The following is a 14,773-nucleotide window of genomic DNA, read 5'->3' as shown; positions in this document are numbered from 1 at the left end:
ACTACACCTCCACCGGGGCTACATCGACCGAGACCGTGATCGTGGACTGTTTGGCGTCGGTATAGATGATGCCACGCAGCGGCGGAACATCCTGGTAGTCGCGCCCCCACGCCACGGTCACGTAGCGCTCGTCGGCGAACTGGTCGTTGGTGGGGTCGAAGGCGATCCAGCGGCCGGTGCGGTCGGTCTCGTCGGTGCCGGGCAGCCAGACCGCGGCCCACGCGTGGGTGGCGTCGACCCCGACCATGCGTTCCTTGCCAGGCGGCGGATCGGTGGCGAGATAGCCCGAGACGTAGCGCGCTGCCAGCCCCCGTGACCGCAGGCAGGCCGCGCCGATCCGGGCGAAGTCCTGGCAGACGCCCTCGCGCGCGGCGAAGACGTCGGCGACGCTGGTGCTCACGGTCGTCGAGCCGGAGCGGTACCGGAAATCCTCGTGGATGCGGGTGTTCAGCTCGGTGACCGCGTCGAGCAGCGGTCTGCCCGCAGGGAAACTCCGCGCGGCGTAGGCGGCGACCTCCGGGGTGATCTCGGGTGGCAGCAGGTCGAGAGTGAACTCGACGGCCAGCGGCCCGGTGGTGACGCTCGGCCTTGCCTGCTCCCACGGCAGGTCGGCGCCCGGCATCGTCGACGGATGGTCGCCGTCGACATCGACGAGCGACTCGCCGGTGACCTCGAGCTTCCGATGTTCGGATGTCACATGGAAATACGTCGTCGTATTGCCGTAGACGTCGGTGCCGACGGATCGGTCCGACGGCACCGGGTCGATGTAGATGTCGTGCTCGAGCAACCGCTGACCGGCGAATTCGCGCGGGGTCAGATACGCACGGCCGTAGGAACTGGTGACTTCGTCGGAGTAGCTGTAGGTGGTGCGGTGCATCACCCGGTATCGCCTGCTCATCCGACCATCCTGGTGTTACCCCACAGCGGCTGGATCGCCACCGGCACAGCGAGTTTGGTCGCTTCGAACGACTCCGACAGCTTGCGCAGCCGCAGGTGCACCCCCTCCAGCAGTTCCACCAGCTCGGTGCGCACGCCTTCGGTATCGGTGGTTTCCAGGTCGGCCGGGTCGATTCGGCGCAGCATCCGCTGGGCATCGGCGAGCAGTCGCTGCGACCTGGACGCGCCGGAACCGCCCGGCAGCGCCTGGAAGTCGGCTTCGAGCCGATCGAGCTGATACACCAGCGATCGCGGATTGCCCGCGTCGAACAGCAGCAGCCCGGCCAGCGCGGCGACATGCGCCGAACCACGGTGGCGGCGGCGGTACATCACCGCGGACTCGGTCGCGACGAGTACCGAATCGGTGACCACCCGCTCCACCTCGGGCGGACTCGCCTGCGCCAGTGCGGCTTTGAGAAGCGCGGTCAGCGCGAGTCCGCGTTCGATGCGTTTGCCGATGTCCATGACGTACCAGCCGGTGTCACGCACCAGCGATTCCGCGCCGATGCCCGAGAGCGACAGCAGCGCGGCCAGCGTCAGCGAGTGGACCGAGGACAGCGCGGTCTCCTGTTCAGTACTGGCGCTGCGGAATTCGGCCAGCGCGCGATCGACCGCGCCGACGACCATCCAGGTGTCGGCGGAGAGCTGGTCGCGCACAGCGCGCGCCGCGGAACCGTAGTGGTCGACGGCGTAGGACAGCGAGCCGGGCAGATGCCGGTCGCCGGTGAGCGTGGCCAGGTACTGGAAGCCCTCGGCCGAGGCGCCCGCGACGACCCTCGGCTCCGCGCTGACAGGCTTGCCCGAAACCTTGGGGCGCGCGCTGGCTTTCACCTGCTCGTGCCGCGCACGATCGTCACGGTCGCCCTCCGCAGGCTCCGCACCCCGCTCGGCGGCGCTCCCAGTGGTGCGCAGTGCACGGGCCAGCGCACTCGTCCCCGCCCGCTCCCACGGCGCTGCCGACTCGGCATCGTCGGAATCAGATTCCGCCGCAGCCGAATCCACCTCCGCGTCGGCATCGGCCACGTCCGAGGACCGGATCGGCGCGCTTGCGCCCGGTGCACCGGAGTCGCCCACGGCGGCAGCCGATCCATCTCGCTCCGCCTCTGCGGCGGCGCGCTCGCCGGCCCGCGTGTCCCTGCTCTCCGGCGTGCTGGGACTCGGCCCATCGCCGGCTTGCGCCTCCACCCGGACCAGCGCGCCGACAGGCCTGGTTCCGTGAGGCAGCACCGATTCCGGCGCGACCGTGCCCGTGGTCACCGACAACGCCCGCATCAGAATCGGCAACGCTTCGGCGCCTTCCAGCCAGGGCCGGTAGCGGTAATCCTGATAGACGTCGTGGGTCGCCGCGAGCAACCGGGCCACCGCTTCGGCGCGCTCGCTGTAGCGGCCCATCCAGAACAAATCGTTGAGCACGCGCGGCGAACTGATCGCCTCGACCACCGGCACCGCCCGGCGCAGCCGCTCCTCGTGCGGCGCGTCGGCGCCGACGGCGGGCGCGGTCGCGGGCGCGGCGCGCACCCAGACATCCTTGGCCGCCACCTTGATCACGCTGCGGGTCGGTTCCAGTCGCATCCGCTGCTGGCCGAGCCCACCCGACATGGCCGTATAGCCACCGCGCCGGGCCAGCGAGAACAACCGCATGCCGACCGGCGCGGGCGCGATCCCCGCCTCCCCCTCGACCGCGGGCGCGACCGAGAACTCGGCGGGTTCCTGCCCGACCCACTTCCACCGCTCCGCCTCGATCCGCGCGGCGAGTTCTTCGCGTTCGGCGGCGGCCAGGCTCGGTCCGAAGATCGTCGCTCCGTCGACGGCGGAACGGATCACCAGGTCACCGAGGTGCGCGACGAGGTGCGATCGCTCGGTGTCGTCGCCACCCCAATAGGCGGGCATCCCGTCGAGCTGCAGGTCGGCGCCGAGGACCGAACGGGCGATCCGCGGCAGGAACGCGCTCAGCGCGGGCGATTCCAGCAGGCCGCTGCCGAGGGTGTTGACCACCGTGACAGCGCCCCGGCGCAGCACCTCGACCAGCCCGACCACGCCGAGGCGCGAATCGGGACGCAGGTCCAGCGGATCGGAGAACTCGGCGTCGACGCGGCGCAGCACCACGTCGACCCGTTCCAGGCTGCCGAGCGAGCGCATCCACAGCGCGCCGTCGCGCACGACCAGGTCGGCGCTCTCGACCAGCGGGAAGCCGAGTGTCTGCGCGAGATAGGCCTGGTCGAACGCGGTTTCGGAGTGCGAACCCGGGCTCAGCACGACGACGACCGGTTCCTCGCCGTCGGCCAGCTCGGGCGCGGCTTCCTCGAGCATCAGCCGCATGGCCCGCGCGAACGGTGTGAGCGGGCGCGGGCCCGCGTGCTCGAACGCCTCGGGGATGGCCGAGGCGACGACGCGGCGGTCGGCCAGCGCGTAGCCGGCGCCCGACGGCGCCTGCGCCCAGTCGGCCAGCACCCGGAACTGCCCGTCGCTCCAGCGGCTGATGTCGCAGGCGTGCAGGAACAGCTGGTGGGTGCCCGGAATGGTGATGCCGTGCGCGGCCCGCACATACCCGGTGTTGCCGAACACGATCTCCGGCGGCAGCAGACCGGAGGCGATCAGCCTGCGCGGGCCGTAGACATCGGTGAGCACCTCGTCGAGCACCAGCGAGCGATGCACCAGACCGTTTTCCAGGCGGGTCCAGTCGTCGGCGGAGACCAGCAGCGGGATCGGGTCGAGCCGCCACGGCATGGGCGTCGCGGCGTCGTCACCGACCCCGACCTCGGTGTAGGTGACGCCGTCGTCCTCGATCTGCCTGCGCACCCGGTGATCGATCCGGCCGAGTCCGCTGATGCCCTGGTCGACGAAGTCGGCCGAGAGCTCCGACCACATCGACCGCACCCGGCCGCGTCCGTCGACCAGTTCGTCGTAATAGCCCGGCGTCGGCCTGCCGCACTCGTCGTAGCGCGCCCCCGCCTTGCTCGCGGCCCGATACCGCGCCAACTGCTCGGCGACCTGTGCGCGCACGCCTGGCGCCTTCCCGTCCCGTAGCGCCTCGTCGCGCTCAGTCACCGAGCCGACCTCGCTTCCTGTTGTCGCCTACCGGCCCTCGGCCCAGTCCCACACGGTGCGCGCGCGACGTAGATCCAGGATGCCTGGTGCACCGACATCGGTCGACTGCGCCGCGATCTTCGCACGGAGTTCGGCCGGGTCCATCGGATTCACCGTATGTCCCGCCGCCTCGAAGCGACGGTTGCGCCGCGACTGCGCGGCCACCGCGTTGACGGGCGGGTCGTCGAAGGCGCGGCCGCCGGGATGGACGACGTGATAGGTGCAGCCGCCGTGCGAGAGCCCGGTCGCGGCGTCGACGAGGTCGAACACCAGCGGCGCGTCCACGGTGATGGACGGATGCAGCGAATTCGGCGGCTGCCAGGCGCGATAGCGCACGCCCGCGACCTGCACGTCGGTCTTGTCGGTGGCCAGCAGCGGTACCGGCATGCCGTTGCAGGTCACCACGTAGCGGCCGCGGTCGGCGCCGACCACCCGCACCTGCAACCGCTCCACCGAGGAGTCGACATAGCGTGCCGTGCCCTGGCCGGTGGTCTGCTCACCGAGGGTCAGCCACGGTTCGATCGCGCCGCGCAGTTCCAGCTCGACGTCGCCGATCATCGCGGTGCCGATGCGCGGGAAACGGAATTCGGTGAACGGGTCGAGCCAGCTGGTGTCGAAGTCGATGCCGTGCGCGCGCAGGTCGGCGGCGACCTCGGCGATATCGCTCATCAGGAAGTGCGGCAGCAGGTAGCGGCCGTGCAGGTTGTCGCCGTGCCGCAGCAGGGGTGCGCGGTAGGGCTTGTCCCAGAACATCGCGACCAGGCCGCGCACCAGCAGCGACTGCACCATCGCCATCTGGAAATGCGGCGGCATCTCGAAGCCGCGCAGTTCCAGCAGGCCCAGCCTGCCGCGCGCGGAATCGGGACTGTAGAGCTTGTCGATGCAGAACTCGGCGCGGTGGGTGTTGCCGGTGAGATCGGTCAGCAGATGCCGCAGGGCGCGGTCGATATGCCATGGGGCCGAGCGGATTTCGGACGTCCCGTCGGCTGCCTGTGCGGCGGTCAGCCGGGCGATCTCGGCGAAGGCGATCTCGAGTTCGTACAGCGCGCCCTCGCGCCCCTCGTCGGCGCGCGGAGCCTGTGAGGTCGGGCCGACGAATCGGCCCGCGAACAGGTACGACAGCGCCGGATGACGCTGCCAGTAGGTCAGCATCGACACCAGCAGATCGGGCCGGCGCAGTAGCGGCGAGCGCGCTGGCGTGACCCCGCCCAGGGTGATGTGGTTACCGCCGCCGGTGCCACCGTGCGTGCCGTCCACGTCGAACGACTCGGTGCTCAACCTGGCCAGCCTGGCCTGCTCGTAGAGGGTGCCCAGCACGTCGGCCTGTTCGGCGAACGAGCTGGTCGGCATGATGTTCACCTCGATCACGCCGGGATCGGGCGTCACCGAGAAGGTGTGCAGCCGAGCATCATTCGGGGGCGCGTACCCCTCCAGCACCACCGGCTGATCGAGCGCGACCGCGGCCTCCTCCACCTTGGCGATCAGATCGAGGAAGTCGTCGAGCTCGCCGACCGGCGGCAGGAACACATGTAACCGCCCCGCCCGCACCTCGGCCACGAGCGCGGTGGTCGGGGTGAAGTCCGCCGGTTCGAGCACGGCGGGCGGTTCCTCGCGCGGCAGCCGCAGCGGACCTTGGAACAGCGGATCGGCTTCCGGAATCGGCGGCGGGGTATGCCAGGACACCGAATTCAGCGGAAGTCGCAGTCCCGCGGGCGAATCACCGTCGGTCAGAACGATCCGCCCGGGACCGCCGTCCTCGTCACGACCGCGCCGCAACTGCCAATCGGCACTGGCCCAACCCGCACCGTCGGCCCTGCGGTGCAGAGGCAGCACATAGGCGGTCGGCTCGTTGACAGATTCGTCGAGCCTGCCGAGCAAAGCCTGGCGAGCCTCGGGAGAATCCTCGACCGGATCGAGGTCGGCCGCAGGCGGCTCGCCAAACGGCGCGGTCACGGTGGCGGCGAGCCTGGCCAGCGGGTCCTCGAAGGCGGGACGCACCTGGGCGTCGGGCAACCCGAGCGTGCCCGCGATGTGGGCGATCAGAGATCGGGCAGAGTCCGCATCGGCAGTCGGATGCGACTGCGGCAGAACACCTGCCGACGCGTTGAGCGGCTGCGTGTCAGCCGTACGCGTCGCCGCCGTGTGCAGCGGCTGGGCCGGTGTGGCCAGATCGCCATCAGGTGCCGCCGAGCCGACCGAGTCCAGCTCACTGGTTGCCCCACCCAGTGGCGAGCCGCCGGTCTCGCTGACGACGGCGCCTGCGGCGAAGCCGTCCGATTCGGCGGGGTCCGGCGCGATTGCCTCGTTCAGCGGCGGGGCGACCGTCTCGATGACGCTCGAATCATCCACGGGATAGCGTCGCGCGACCGGGGTCCACGGGTCGGTCAGCAGGTCTTGGCGCTTCCACACCGGCTCACCGTCCGCCCGCCAGGCGATGGCGATCTCCCAGCGCGGCAACGGTTCTCCCGGATACCACTTGCCCTGGCGGTACTGCACCAGCCCGGTGGGCGCGTAGATCGCGCGCAGGCGGTCGGCCAGGTCGACGGCGCGTTCGCGTTTGTGCGGCCCGTCGGCGTCGGTGGTCCACTGGGCGCTCATCTGGTCGTCGATGGAGACGAAGGTCGGCTCGCCACCCATCGTCAGGCCCACATCGGCGGCGGCCATCCGCTTGTCGACGGCCGCGCCGGACGCGGTGATCCGCTCCCACTGGGAATCGGTGTAGGGCAGGGTGACTCGCGGGTCCTCGTGCACCCGCCGCACCACATTGCTGAATTCGAGCGTGGCCTCGGTGATCCCGGTCGCGCCGGTGATCGGTGCGGCGGCGCCGGGGTGCGGGGTCGCGGCGAGCGGGATGTGCCCCTCGCCGGCGAACAGGCCGGAGGTGGGGTCCATCCCGATCCAGCCGGCGCCCGGCAGATACACCTCGGTCCAGGCGTGCAGGTCGGTGAAGTCGGCGCTCGGCCCGGACGGTCCGTCCAGCGCGGGCGTGTCCGCGGTGAGCTGCACCAGGTAGCCGGAGACGAAGCGCGCGGCCAGGCCGAGTTCGCGCAGGATGGCCACGAGCAGCCACGCCGAATCACGGCAGGAGCCGAGCTTCCGGCGCAGCGTGTCGTCGGGGGTCTGCACGCCCGGTTCCATCCGCACCGTGTAGTCGACGGTGTTGCGCAGGGCGTAATTGAGTTCGACCAGGTAGTCGATGGAACGGATACGGCCCTGCGCGCGATGCACCCGCACCCAGTCGCGCAGCAACTCCCCCGGCCCCGAACCCGGCTCGGCCTCGTCGACCGGGCGCAGATACGGCTCCAGGTCGGCGGCCAGCGCCTCGGGATAGGCGAACGGGAAGTGCTCGGCGTAGTCCTCGACGAAGAAGTCGAACGGGTTGACCACCTCGAGGTCGGCGATCAACCCCACGGTGATCGACAACTCCCGAGTCGGTTCCGGGAACACCAGCCGCGCAACGAAATTGCCGAACGCGTCCTGCTGCCAGTTCACATAGTGACCAGGCGGCGACACCTCCAGCGAGTATGCCTCGATCGGCGTGCGCGAATGCGGCGCTGGCCGTAGGCGCACCTCGTGCGGATGCACGTCGACGAGACGATCGAAGGAGTACGCGGTCCGGTGCTCGAGCGACACCTTGATGCCCATGCACCCAGTTGACCACACCCCACCGGTGCACCGTGGCCTGACGAAACCGGAGTTTCCCGACGGGCACCGGGTCGAAACCCCCAGGCAACAATGCCTGGCCGACCAGCGCGAACCGACCGCCCCGTAGGCTGGGCCGGGTGAGCTACGACCACATCCTCTTGCCGTCCGGCGTCGCCACCTCCGTCGACGAGGTGGACGCGTACCTGGCCGCCCAGGAAGGTCAGCCGGAGTCCGACGCGATCGCCGAGATCGCGGCCGAGTTGAACGCCCGCAACAACGAACTGCCGGTGGACGACTCGTTCCTGAGCGTGGAATCCGTCGGCGGCGCGAACGGGACCACGCTCTACATCCCGTCGCCGTACGACGCGATCGGCTTCGTCCGCACCCTGCTCTTCGATCTCGCCACCCCGCGCGGCTACGCCGTCTACGACCCGCAGCTGAGCTGGCTGATCGACCCGGCCGGGCACGTCCCGGTCGCCGTCACCCACGGCGGCGCGGGCGAATTCCCTTATCTCACCGAGGAATTGGCGCACCAGTGGGTCGCCGGGCTGGCCGACCCGAACCCGTACCTGATCGTCGAACGCGGCGAGCAGCGCTACATCCAGACCTATCGCGACCCCACCGGCCCCTACACCGTCGAATACCGCGACGGCTCGCCCGACAAGCACTTCGGCACCACCGTCGAGGATCCGGCGCAGGTCGCCCGCATCATCTGGGACTGGACCACCGAGAACCCCGACGCGGGTGCCGAGGTGCGCTGGACCCGCGTGGAGTTCTAGAGCGCCCGCCTGCCCGACAGCGCGCGGCCAAGGGTCAGCTCGTCGGCGAACTCCAGATCGCCGCCCATCGGCAGACCCGAGGCCAGCCGGGTGACGGTGAGCCCGGGGAAATCGCGCAGCATGCGCACCAGATAGGTGGCCGTCGCCTCGCCCTCGGTGTTCGGGTCGGTCGCGATGATCACCTCGCTGACGTCGACGCCGTCGTCCTGGTTGCCGATGCGGGTCAGCAGTTCCCTGATCCGCAGCTGATCGGGGCCGATGCCGCTGAGCGGATCGAGCGCACCACCGAGCACGTGGTAGCGACCACGGAACTCGCGGGTGCGCTCGATCGCCTGCACGTCCTTGGGTTCCTCGACCACACAGATCATCGTGCGGTCGCGGCGCGGGTCGGCACAGATCCGGCACAGCTCACCGTCGGCCACGGTGCCGCACGAGACGCAGAACTGCACGCCGTCGCGCACCTTCTGCAGCGCGGCCTGCAACCGGTCGATCTCCGGCGGTTCCACCTGCAGCAGGTGAAAAGCGATGCGCTGTGCGCTCTTCGGACCGACGCCGGGCAGTTTGCCCAGCTCGTCGATCAGATCCTGAACCGGCCCCTCATACATCAGAAATCAGGCAGACCGGGCATCGAACCGCCGCCGAGGCCCTGCGAGAGCGGGCCGAGCCGCTCGGCGGCCAGCTTCTGCGCGTTGGCCATGGCGTCGTTGATCGCGCCGATCACCAGGTCCTGCAGGCCGTCGACATCGGTGGGGTCGACGATCTTCGGGTCGATCGTCAGCGCGATGACCTCACCGCTGACCTTGATGGTCGCCTGGACCAGACCACCGCCGGCCTGCCCCTGCACCTCGGACTCGGCGAGCTCGGCCTGAGCCTGCATCACCGCCTGCTGCATCTGCTGGGCTTGCGCGAGCAGGGCCTGCATATCGAACTGACCGTCACCGGGTTGCACAGCACGTCCTCTCCAGAAGTTTCGTCCGCGTCAAGCGTAGTCCTCACGCGCCGCCGGGATACTCCCACACCCGCCACCGCGGTGGCGCATACCGACCGTGCCGTTATCCGTGACCTTCCTGGTAACAGCTTGATTGCTGCCTGCCCGCAACAGATCCGGCGATGGGCCTCCGGCCTAGGATCGATCGGGGTCGGATCCAGGTTCAGCAATTCTAGGGAGAACAGATGAGTGTCATCCGCGCGTCCCTGATCACCGCCTCGGCGTCAGCCGTCGGCCTGCTCGTTCTAGCACCGGTCACCGCGTCGGCCGAGCCCGCCGCGGAGGTCGTCGACTACGGGAACGGCTGCGTTGTCGATCCTGGCAATTCCGCGGCGACCCTCGATTCGCTGCGCACTCGCTGCAATGTCACCCAGCAGGATCAGATCTACCGCGACGCGCAGGCGGGCGCCGTGCCGACGGGTGTCACCAACGGCTGGGTGACCCGCCCGCCGCAGCTGGTCGCGGTGGCGCCTGCCCTGTGGACCGGCAAGGTGTTCCGCACCGGCCCCGACGGCGGCACCCTGACCAACCGGGTCGTCGGTACCGAGGCGTTCCCCGCCGACGTCTACCAGACGCAGTCCATCCTCGACGGCCGTCCCGCCTGGGCCCTGAACTACGCCCCGTCACCGACACCGCAGATCTACGACGAGATCCGCGAGATCACCCCGGGCGTCTGGTTCGGCTATTCGTGGTGGCGCGAGGGCGAGTGGCCGCTGATCACCGCGTTCATTCTCGCGCCCGCGTGAGTCGTTCTTGACCCTCCCCTCACTGGAGGGTGTTGGCTGATTCTCATGACAGCCACCGTGGCGATCGGCGAGTTCGCCCGCCTCACCCATCTGAGCGTCAAGACGCTGCGCTACTACCACGAGATCGAGCTGCTGGAGCCGGTCGCGGTGGACGCGGGCACCGGGTACCGCCGCTACTCCACCGACCAGGTGGAGACGGCGCACCTGATCCGCCGACTCCGCGACCTGGACATGCCGCTGCCGCAGATCCGCACCGTGCTCGCCGCCGCCGACCCGGCCGACCGCGACGCGACCCTGCGCGCGCACCTGACCAGGATGGAAGCCGAATTACAGCGGACCCGAGAGGTCGTCGCGTCGCTGCGCGCGCTGCTCACCGCGCCCGCGCCGCCGCTGCGCGTCGACTACCGGGTCGAGCCCGCGTTCACCGCGCTCACCCGCACCGAGCGGGTCGAACGCGGCGCGATCGCGCAGTGGTGCGGCGTCGCGTTCGAACAGCTGTATGTGAGCCTGCTCGGCGCGGGTGTGACACCGGGAGGTGTTGCCGGCGCCACTTATTCGACGGAGTTCTTCGCCGAGCACACCGGCACGGTCACCGCGTACGTACCGCTGCCGCCGGGCGCCGAACTCACCCCGCCGGACGGGCTGGCGATCACCGAATTCCCGGCCCGCCGCTTCGCCGTCGCCGTGCACACCGGCGCGTTCGAGGACTTCGACCGCACCTACGGCGCGCTGGGCAGCCACGTCGCCGAGCACGACACAGTTCTTCCCGACGAACCGGTCCGCGAGCGCTATCTCGTCGGACCCGACCTCACCGATAACCCGGCCGACTACCGCACCGAGGTGTGCTGGCCGATCACCGAAGGAGAATCTCGATGACCCTCGCCCTTGGCAATGTCACGTTCGACTGCCAGAACTCGGCCGACGCGCTGGCCGAGTTCTACGCCCAGCTGCTCGACCGGCCCGTCGACCCGGAGGCCTCGGCGTACTTCGCCACCGTCGGCCAGACCTCCGGCGCCTCGCCGGTGCTGATGTTCATCCAGGTGCCCGACAAGACGCCGGGCAAGAACGTCGTGCACCTGGACTTCCACTCCGTCCAGTGGCGCGACTACGTCGAGCGCGCGATCAGCTTGGGCGCCAAGCACATCGGCGACTTCGACGAGTACGGCCAGCAGTGGGTGACCCTCGCCGACCCCGAAGGAAACCTCTTCGACATCGGCAAGGAGTAGGACTCAGGCGAGCTCGCGCGCCAGGTTCGCGAGCACCTCGGCCTGGATCTTCTTCAGGCCGAGCGGGGCGAAGATGCCCTCGAAGATGCCCGACACACCGCCTGCGCCCTGCCAGGTGGTGCGGAGGGTGACCTGCGAGCCGGCGCCGTCCGGGGTGACGGTCCAGGTGTTGACCATCGAGGAGTTGGCATCGCGCTCGGTGAGGATCGAGTCCGACACGGTGACGTTCGCGCGCACGTTGCGCGAACGCTTCTCGGTGGCCTGCAACGTCCACTCCACCACGGTGCCCGCGCCCTTGCCGCCCTCGACGACCTTGTAGTCGCGGTAGTGCGAGGAGAGGATGCGCGGACGGATCGTCTCGTAGTCACCGATCGCTTCGAGCGTGCGCTGCGGATCCGCGGCGACGACGACCGAACTGCTGGCGCTGACCTGTCCCACTGTTGACTCCTTGTCGGGGGTGCGATGTCTCGACCTGGTTACATCCTGCACTGCGCGCCAACGGATCGCCCGACCAGGTTGGGGGAGAGAGAAACATGTGCGTGACATTTCGTCGTCACGTGCGAGTATCTGGTAGCTCGAGCGGCACGGTCGTACTAGCGTCGAACCCGTGGCAGTGAGTCTTTTGGGTAGGGCCGGCCACGAACCGGCCGCACGCGAGTCTGGATATGCCGCGCACCGAGCGGGTGTGGAGCGACTGCTGGCAAGCTATCGCGCCATTCCACCCGGCGCCGTCGTCCGGTTGGCGAAGAAGACGTCGAACTTGTTCCGGGCCAGGGCGGCGACCACCGCGCCCGGCCTCGACGTGTCGGGTCTCGGGCAGGTGATCGCCGTCGACCCGAAGTCCAGAACCGCGGACGTCGCGGGCATGACCACCTACGAAGACCTGGTCGCGGCGACCCTCCCCTACGGTCTGGCGCCGCTGGTGGTTCCGCAGCTCAAGACCATCACCCTGGGTGGCGCGGTCACCGGTCTCGGCATCGAGTCGACCTCGTTCCGCAACGGCCTGCCGCACGAATCCGTGCTGGAAATGGACGTGCTGACCGGTTCCGGCGAGATCATCACCGTCAAGCCGGACGGCGACCGTGCCGATCTGTTCAAGGGCTTCCCCAACTCCTACGGCACCCTGGGTTACACGGTCCGGTTGAAGATCGAGCTCGAACCCGTCAAGCCCTATGTCGCGCTGCGCCACGTGCGCTTCCACGACCTGCGCGAACTGGAAGCCGAGCTCGAGCGCATCGTCACCGAGCGCAGCTACGACGGCGAGCAGGTCGACTATCTCGACGGCGTCGTGTTCACCGCGACCGAGAGCTACCTGACCCTGGGCAGGCAGACCGACGAGCCGGGCCCGGTCAGCGACTACACCGGCATGGACATCTACTACCGGTCCATCCAGCACCCCAACGGGGTGAAACCGGACCGGCTGACCATCCACGACTACCTGTGGCGCTGGGACACCGACTGGTTCTGGTGCTCGCGCGCCTTCGGCACCCAGAACCCCAAGATCCGCCGCTTCTGGCCGAAATCGCTGCGCCGCAGCAGTTTCTACTGGAAGCTCGTCGCCCTCGACCGCAAGTACCACATCGGCGACCGCCTGGAGGCCCGCAAGGGCAATCCGCCGCAGGAACGGGTCGTCCAGGACATCGAGGTGCCGGTGCACCGCACCGCCGACTTCGTCGAATGGTTCCTGAAGGAAATACCGATCGAGCCGATCTGGTTGTGCCCGTTGCGGTTGCGGGAGAACGCGGGCGACCCGGCGGGCGATCGTCCGTGGCCGCTGTACCCGCTCGAACCACGGCGCACCTACGTCAATGTCGGATTCTGGTCGGCAGTCCCGAGCAAGCCGGGTCAACCGGAGGGGGCGGCCAACCGCGCGATCGAGAAGATCGTGTCCGAATTCGACGGGCACAAGTCGCTGTACTCGGATTCCTACTACGCCGAGGACGAATTCGCCGAGCTGTACGGCGGCGAGACGTATGCCGCACTGAAGAACCGTTACGACCCGGACCAACGACTGCTGAATCTGTATTCGAAGGCGGTGCAACGCAAGTGACGACATTCAAGGACCGATCCGAGGTATTCGCCGAGCTGGGAACCCGGCTCAGCATTGCCGAGGTGTTCGAGACACTCATCGACGGTGAGATCCCGATCCGCCTGAAGGCCTACGACGGCAGCGCGACAGGCCCGGAGACCTCGCCCTACACCCTCGAGATCAAGACGCCACGCGGCATCAACTACCTGGCCTCGGCGCCCGGCGACCTGGGCATGGCGCGCGCCTACATCGCCGGCGACATGGTCACCGAAGGCGTGCACCCCGGCGACCCGTACGACATCTTGAAGGCCATGCAGGCGATGAAGTTCCATCGCCCGTCGGCGCTGTCGCTGGTGACCATCGCGCGCTCGCTGGGCTGGGAACGGCTCAAGCCGATCGCGCCGCCGCCGCAGGAGACGCTGCCCCGCTGGCGCCGGATCGCGCTGGAAGGCCTGCGCCACTCCAAGACTCGCGACGCCGAGGCCATCCATCACCACTACGACGTCTCGAACAAGTTCTACGAGTACGTCCTCGGCCCGTCGATGACCTACACCTGTGCGGTCTACGGCGAGCCGGACTGGACCCTCGAGCAGGCCCAGGAGAACAAGTACCGGCTGATCTTCGAGAAGCTGCGGCTGAAGGAAGGCGACCGGCTGCTCGACATCGGCTGTGGCTGGGGCGGCATGGTCCGCTACGCGGCCCGGCGCGGCGTGAAGGTCATCGGCGCGACGCTCTCGGCCGAGCAGGCCGCCTGGGCGCAGCAGAAGATCGCCGAGGAGGGCCTGAGCGAGCTGGCCGAGGTCAGGCACAGCGACTACCGCGACATCCCCGAGGGCGAATTCGACGCGGTGTCCTCCATCGGCCTCACCGAGCACATCGGTGTGCACAACTACCCGTTCTACTTCGGCTACATCAAGGACAAGCTGCGCGACGGCGGCCTGTTCCTCAACCACTGCATCACCCGGCCGGACAACACCCGCACCACCAAGGCGGGCGATTTCATCGACCGCTACGTGTTCCCGGACGGCGAGCTGATCGGCTCGGGCCGCATCATCTCCGACATCCAGAACATCGGCCTGGAAGTACTGCACGAGGAGAACCTGCGCGAGCACTACGCGCTGACCCTGCACGAATGGTGCAAGAACCTGGTCGAGAACTGGGACGCCTGCGTCGCCGAGGTCGGCGAGGGCACCGCGAAGGTGTGGGGTCTGTACATGGCCGGGTGCAGGCTCGGGTTCCAGCGCAATGTGGTGCAGCTGCATCACGTGCTCGGGGTGAAGCTGGGTTCCGACGGCGCCTGGACCGTGCCGCTGCGCCCCTGGTGGCAGCCGTAGTTC

General features: G+C 69.0%; 12 protein-coding genes. 6 read left to right on the top strand and 6 right to left on the bottom strand.

Annotated features, from left to right (window positions below; all coding sequences use genetic code 11):
* Window position 1 precedes the first annotated feature (1 nt).
* Genes IEY60_RS23930 through IEY60_RS23920 form a run of 3 tightly spaced genes read right to left on the bottom strand, consistent with a single transcriptional unit; the run spans window position 2 to window position 7,668 of the window.
* The gene (locus tag IEY60_RS23930; protein ID WP_189032354.1) at window positions 2-898 is read right to left on the bottom strand and encodes a transglutaminase family protein; all 897 of its coding nucleotides are present in this window, start codon (window positions 896-898) and stop codon (window positions 2-4) included.
* Window positions 895-3,984: a circularly permuted type 2 ATP-grasp protein gene (locus IEY60_RS23925; protein ID WP_189032352.1), complete on the bottom strand. Its 3,090-nt coding sequence runs from the start codon at window positions 3,982-3,984 to the stop codon at window positions 895-897. The genes IEY60_RS23930 and IEY60_RS23925 overlap by 4 nt, the downstream gene beginning before the upstream one ends.
* Before the next feature lie 27 nt (window positions 3,985-4,011).
* Window positions 4,012-7,668: a transglutaminase family protein gene (locus IEY60_RS23920; RefSeq protein ID WP_189032349.1), complete on the bottom strand. Its 3,657-nt coding sequence runs from the start codon at window positions 7,666-7,668 to the stop codon at window positions 4,012-4,014.
* Between the two features lie 137 nt (window positions 7,669-7,805).
* On the opposite strand from IEY60_RS23920, the gene IEY60_RS23915 reads away from it, so the two are divergent.
* Window positions 7,806-8,447 carry a hypothetical protein gene (locus IEY60_RS23915; protein ID WP_189032347.1) on the top strand — a complete coding sequence of 214 codons (642 nt, stop codon included), beginning with the start codon at window positions 7,806-7,808 and terminating at the stop codon, window positions 8,445-8,447.
* Here the strand turns inward: IEY60_RS23915 and recR are convergent.
* Together recR and IEY60_RS23905 are read right to left on the bottom strand one after the other, a co-directional pair.
* Window positions 8,444-9,052 (bottom strand): recombination mediator RecR, encoded by a 609-nt coding sequence (recR, locus tag IEY60_RS23910; protein ID WP_189032345.1) that lies wholly within the window; start codon window positions 9,050-9,052, stop codon window positions 8,444-8,446. The two genes, IEY60_RS23915 and recR, sit on opposite strands and share 4 nt — an antisense overlap.
* The gene (locus tag IEY60_RS23905; RefSeq protein ID WP_189032343.1) at window positions 9,052-9,396 is read right to left on the bottom strand and encodes a YbaB/EbfC family nucleoid-associated protein; all 345 of its coding nucleotides are present in this window, start codon (window positions 9,394-9,396) and stop codon (window positions 9,052-9,054) included. Before IEY60_RS23905 ends, recR begins: the two co-directional genes overlap by 1 nt.
* A 224-nt stretch (window positions 9,397-9,620) precedes the next feature.
* Between IEY60_RS23905 and IEY60_RS23900 the strand changes: the two genes are divergently transcribed.
* The 3 genes from IEY60_RS23900 to IEY60_RS23890 are packed head-to-tail and all read left to right on the top strand — an operon-like array spanning window position 9,621 to window position 11,407.
* The gene (locus tag IEY60_RS23900; protein ID WP_189032341.1) at window positions 9,621-10,181 is read left to right on the top strand and encodes a hypothetical protein; all 561 of its coding nucleotides are present in this window, start codon (window positions 9,621-9,623) and stop codon (window positions 10,179-10,181) included.
* Between the two features lie 45 nt (window positions 10,182-10,226).
* Complete coding sequence (locus IEY60_RS23895; RefSeq protein WP_189032339.1) at window positions 10,227-11,057, top strand: MerR family transcriptional regulator; 831 nt, start codon at window positions 10,227-10,229, stop codon at window positions 11,055-11,057.
* Window positions 11,054-11,407, top strand: a complete 354-nt coding sequence (locus IEY60_RS23890; RefSeq protein ID WP_189032337.1) for a VOC family protein — start codon at window positions 11,054-11,056, stop codon at window positions 11,405-11,407. Before IEY60_RS23895 ends, IEY60_RS23890 begins: the two co-directional genes overlap by 4 nt.
* 3 nt (window positions 11,408-11,410) lie before the next feature.
* Here the strand turns inward: IEY60_RS23890 and IEY60_RS23885 are convergent, their stop codons facing one another.
* Complete coding sequence (locus tag IEY60_RS23885) at window positions 11,411-11,845, bottom strand: SRPBCC family protein (RefSeq protein ID WP_189032335.1); 435 nt, start codon at window positions 11,843-11,845, stop codon at window positions 11,411-11,413.
* Between the two features lie 175 nt (window positions 11,846-12,020).
* Between IEY60_RS23885 and IEY60_RS23880 the strand changes: the two genes are divergently transcribed.
* Window positions 12,021-13,457, top strand: a complete 1,437-nt coding sequence (locus tag IEY60_RS23880; protein WP_189032558.1) for an FAD-binding oxidoreductase — start codon at window positions 12,021-12,023, stop codon at window positions 13,455-13,457.
* Entirely contained in the window at window positions 13,454-14,770 is a 1,317-nt protein-coding gene (locus tag IEY60_RS23875) for a class I SAM-dependent methyltransferase (protein ID WP_189032333.1), read from the top strand. The genes IEY60_RS23880 and IEY60_RS23875 overlap by 4 nt, the downstream gene beginning before the upstream one ends.
* Window positions 14,771-14,773 lie beyond the last annotated feature (3 nt).

This window comes from Nocardia rhizosphaerihabitans (genome assembly GCF_014646295.1).
GTDB lineage: Bacteria > Actinomycetota > Actinomycetes > Mycobacteriales > Mycobacteriaceae > Nocardia > Nocardia rhizosphaerihabitans.
The sequence above is the reverse complement of the archived record's forward strand: the minus strand, read 5'-3'. Positions and strand labels throughout refer to the sequence as shown.

Excerpts from the sequence above, each read along its gene's own strand:
- IEY60_RS23920 (WP_189032349.1), bottom strand. The coding sequence starts at position 7,668 with ATGGGCATCAAGGTGTCGCTCGAGCACCGGACCGCGTACTCCTTCGAT.
- IEY60_RS23895 (WP_189032339.1), top strand. The coding sequence starts at position 10,227 with ATGACAGCCACCGTGGCGATCGGCGAGTTCGCCCGCCTCACCCATCTG.
- IEY60_RS23900 (WP_189032341.1), top strand. The coding sequence starts at position 9,621 with ATGAGTGTCATCCGCGCGTCCCTGATCACCGCCTCGGCGTCAGCCGTC.
- IEY60_RS23930 (WP_189032354.1), bottom strand. The coding sequence starts at position 898 with ATGAGCAGGCGATACCGGGTGATGCACCGCACCACCTACAGCTACTCC.
- recR (WP_189032345.1), bottom strand. The coding sequence starts at position 9,052 with ATGTATGAGGGGCCGGTTCAGGATCTGATCGACGAGCTGGGCAAACTG.
- IEY60_RS23890 (WP_189032337.1), top strand. The coding sequence starts at position 11,054 with ATGACCCTCGCCCTTGGCAATGTCACGTTCGACTGCCAGAACTCGGCC.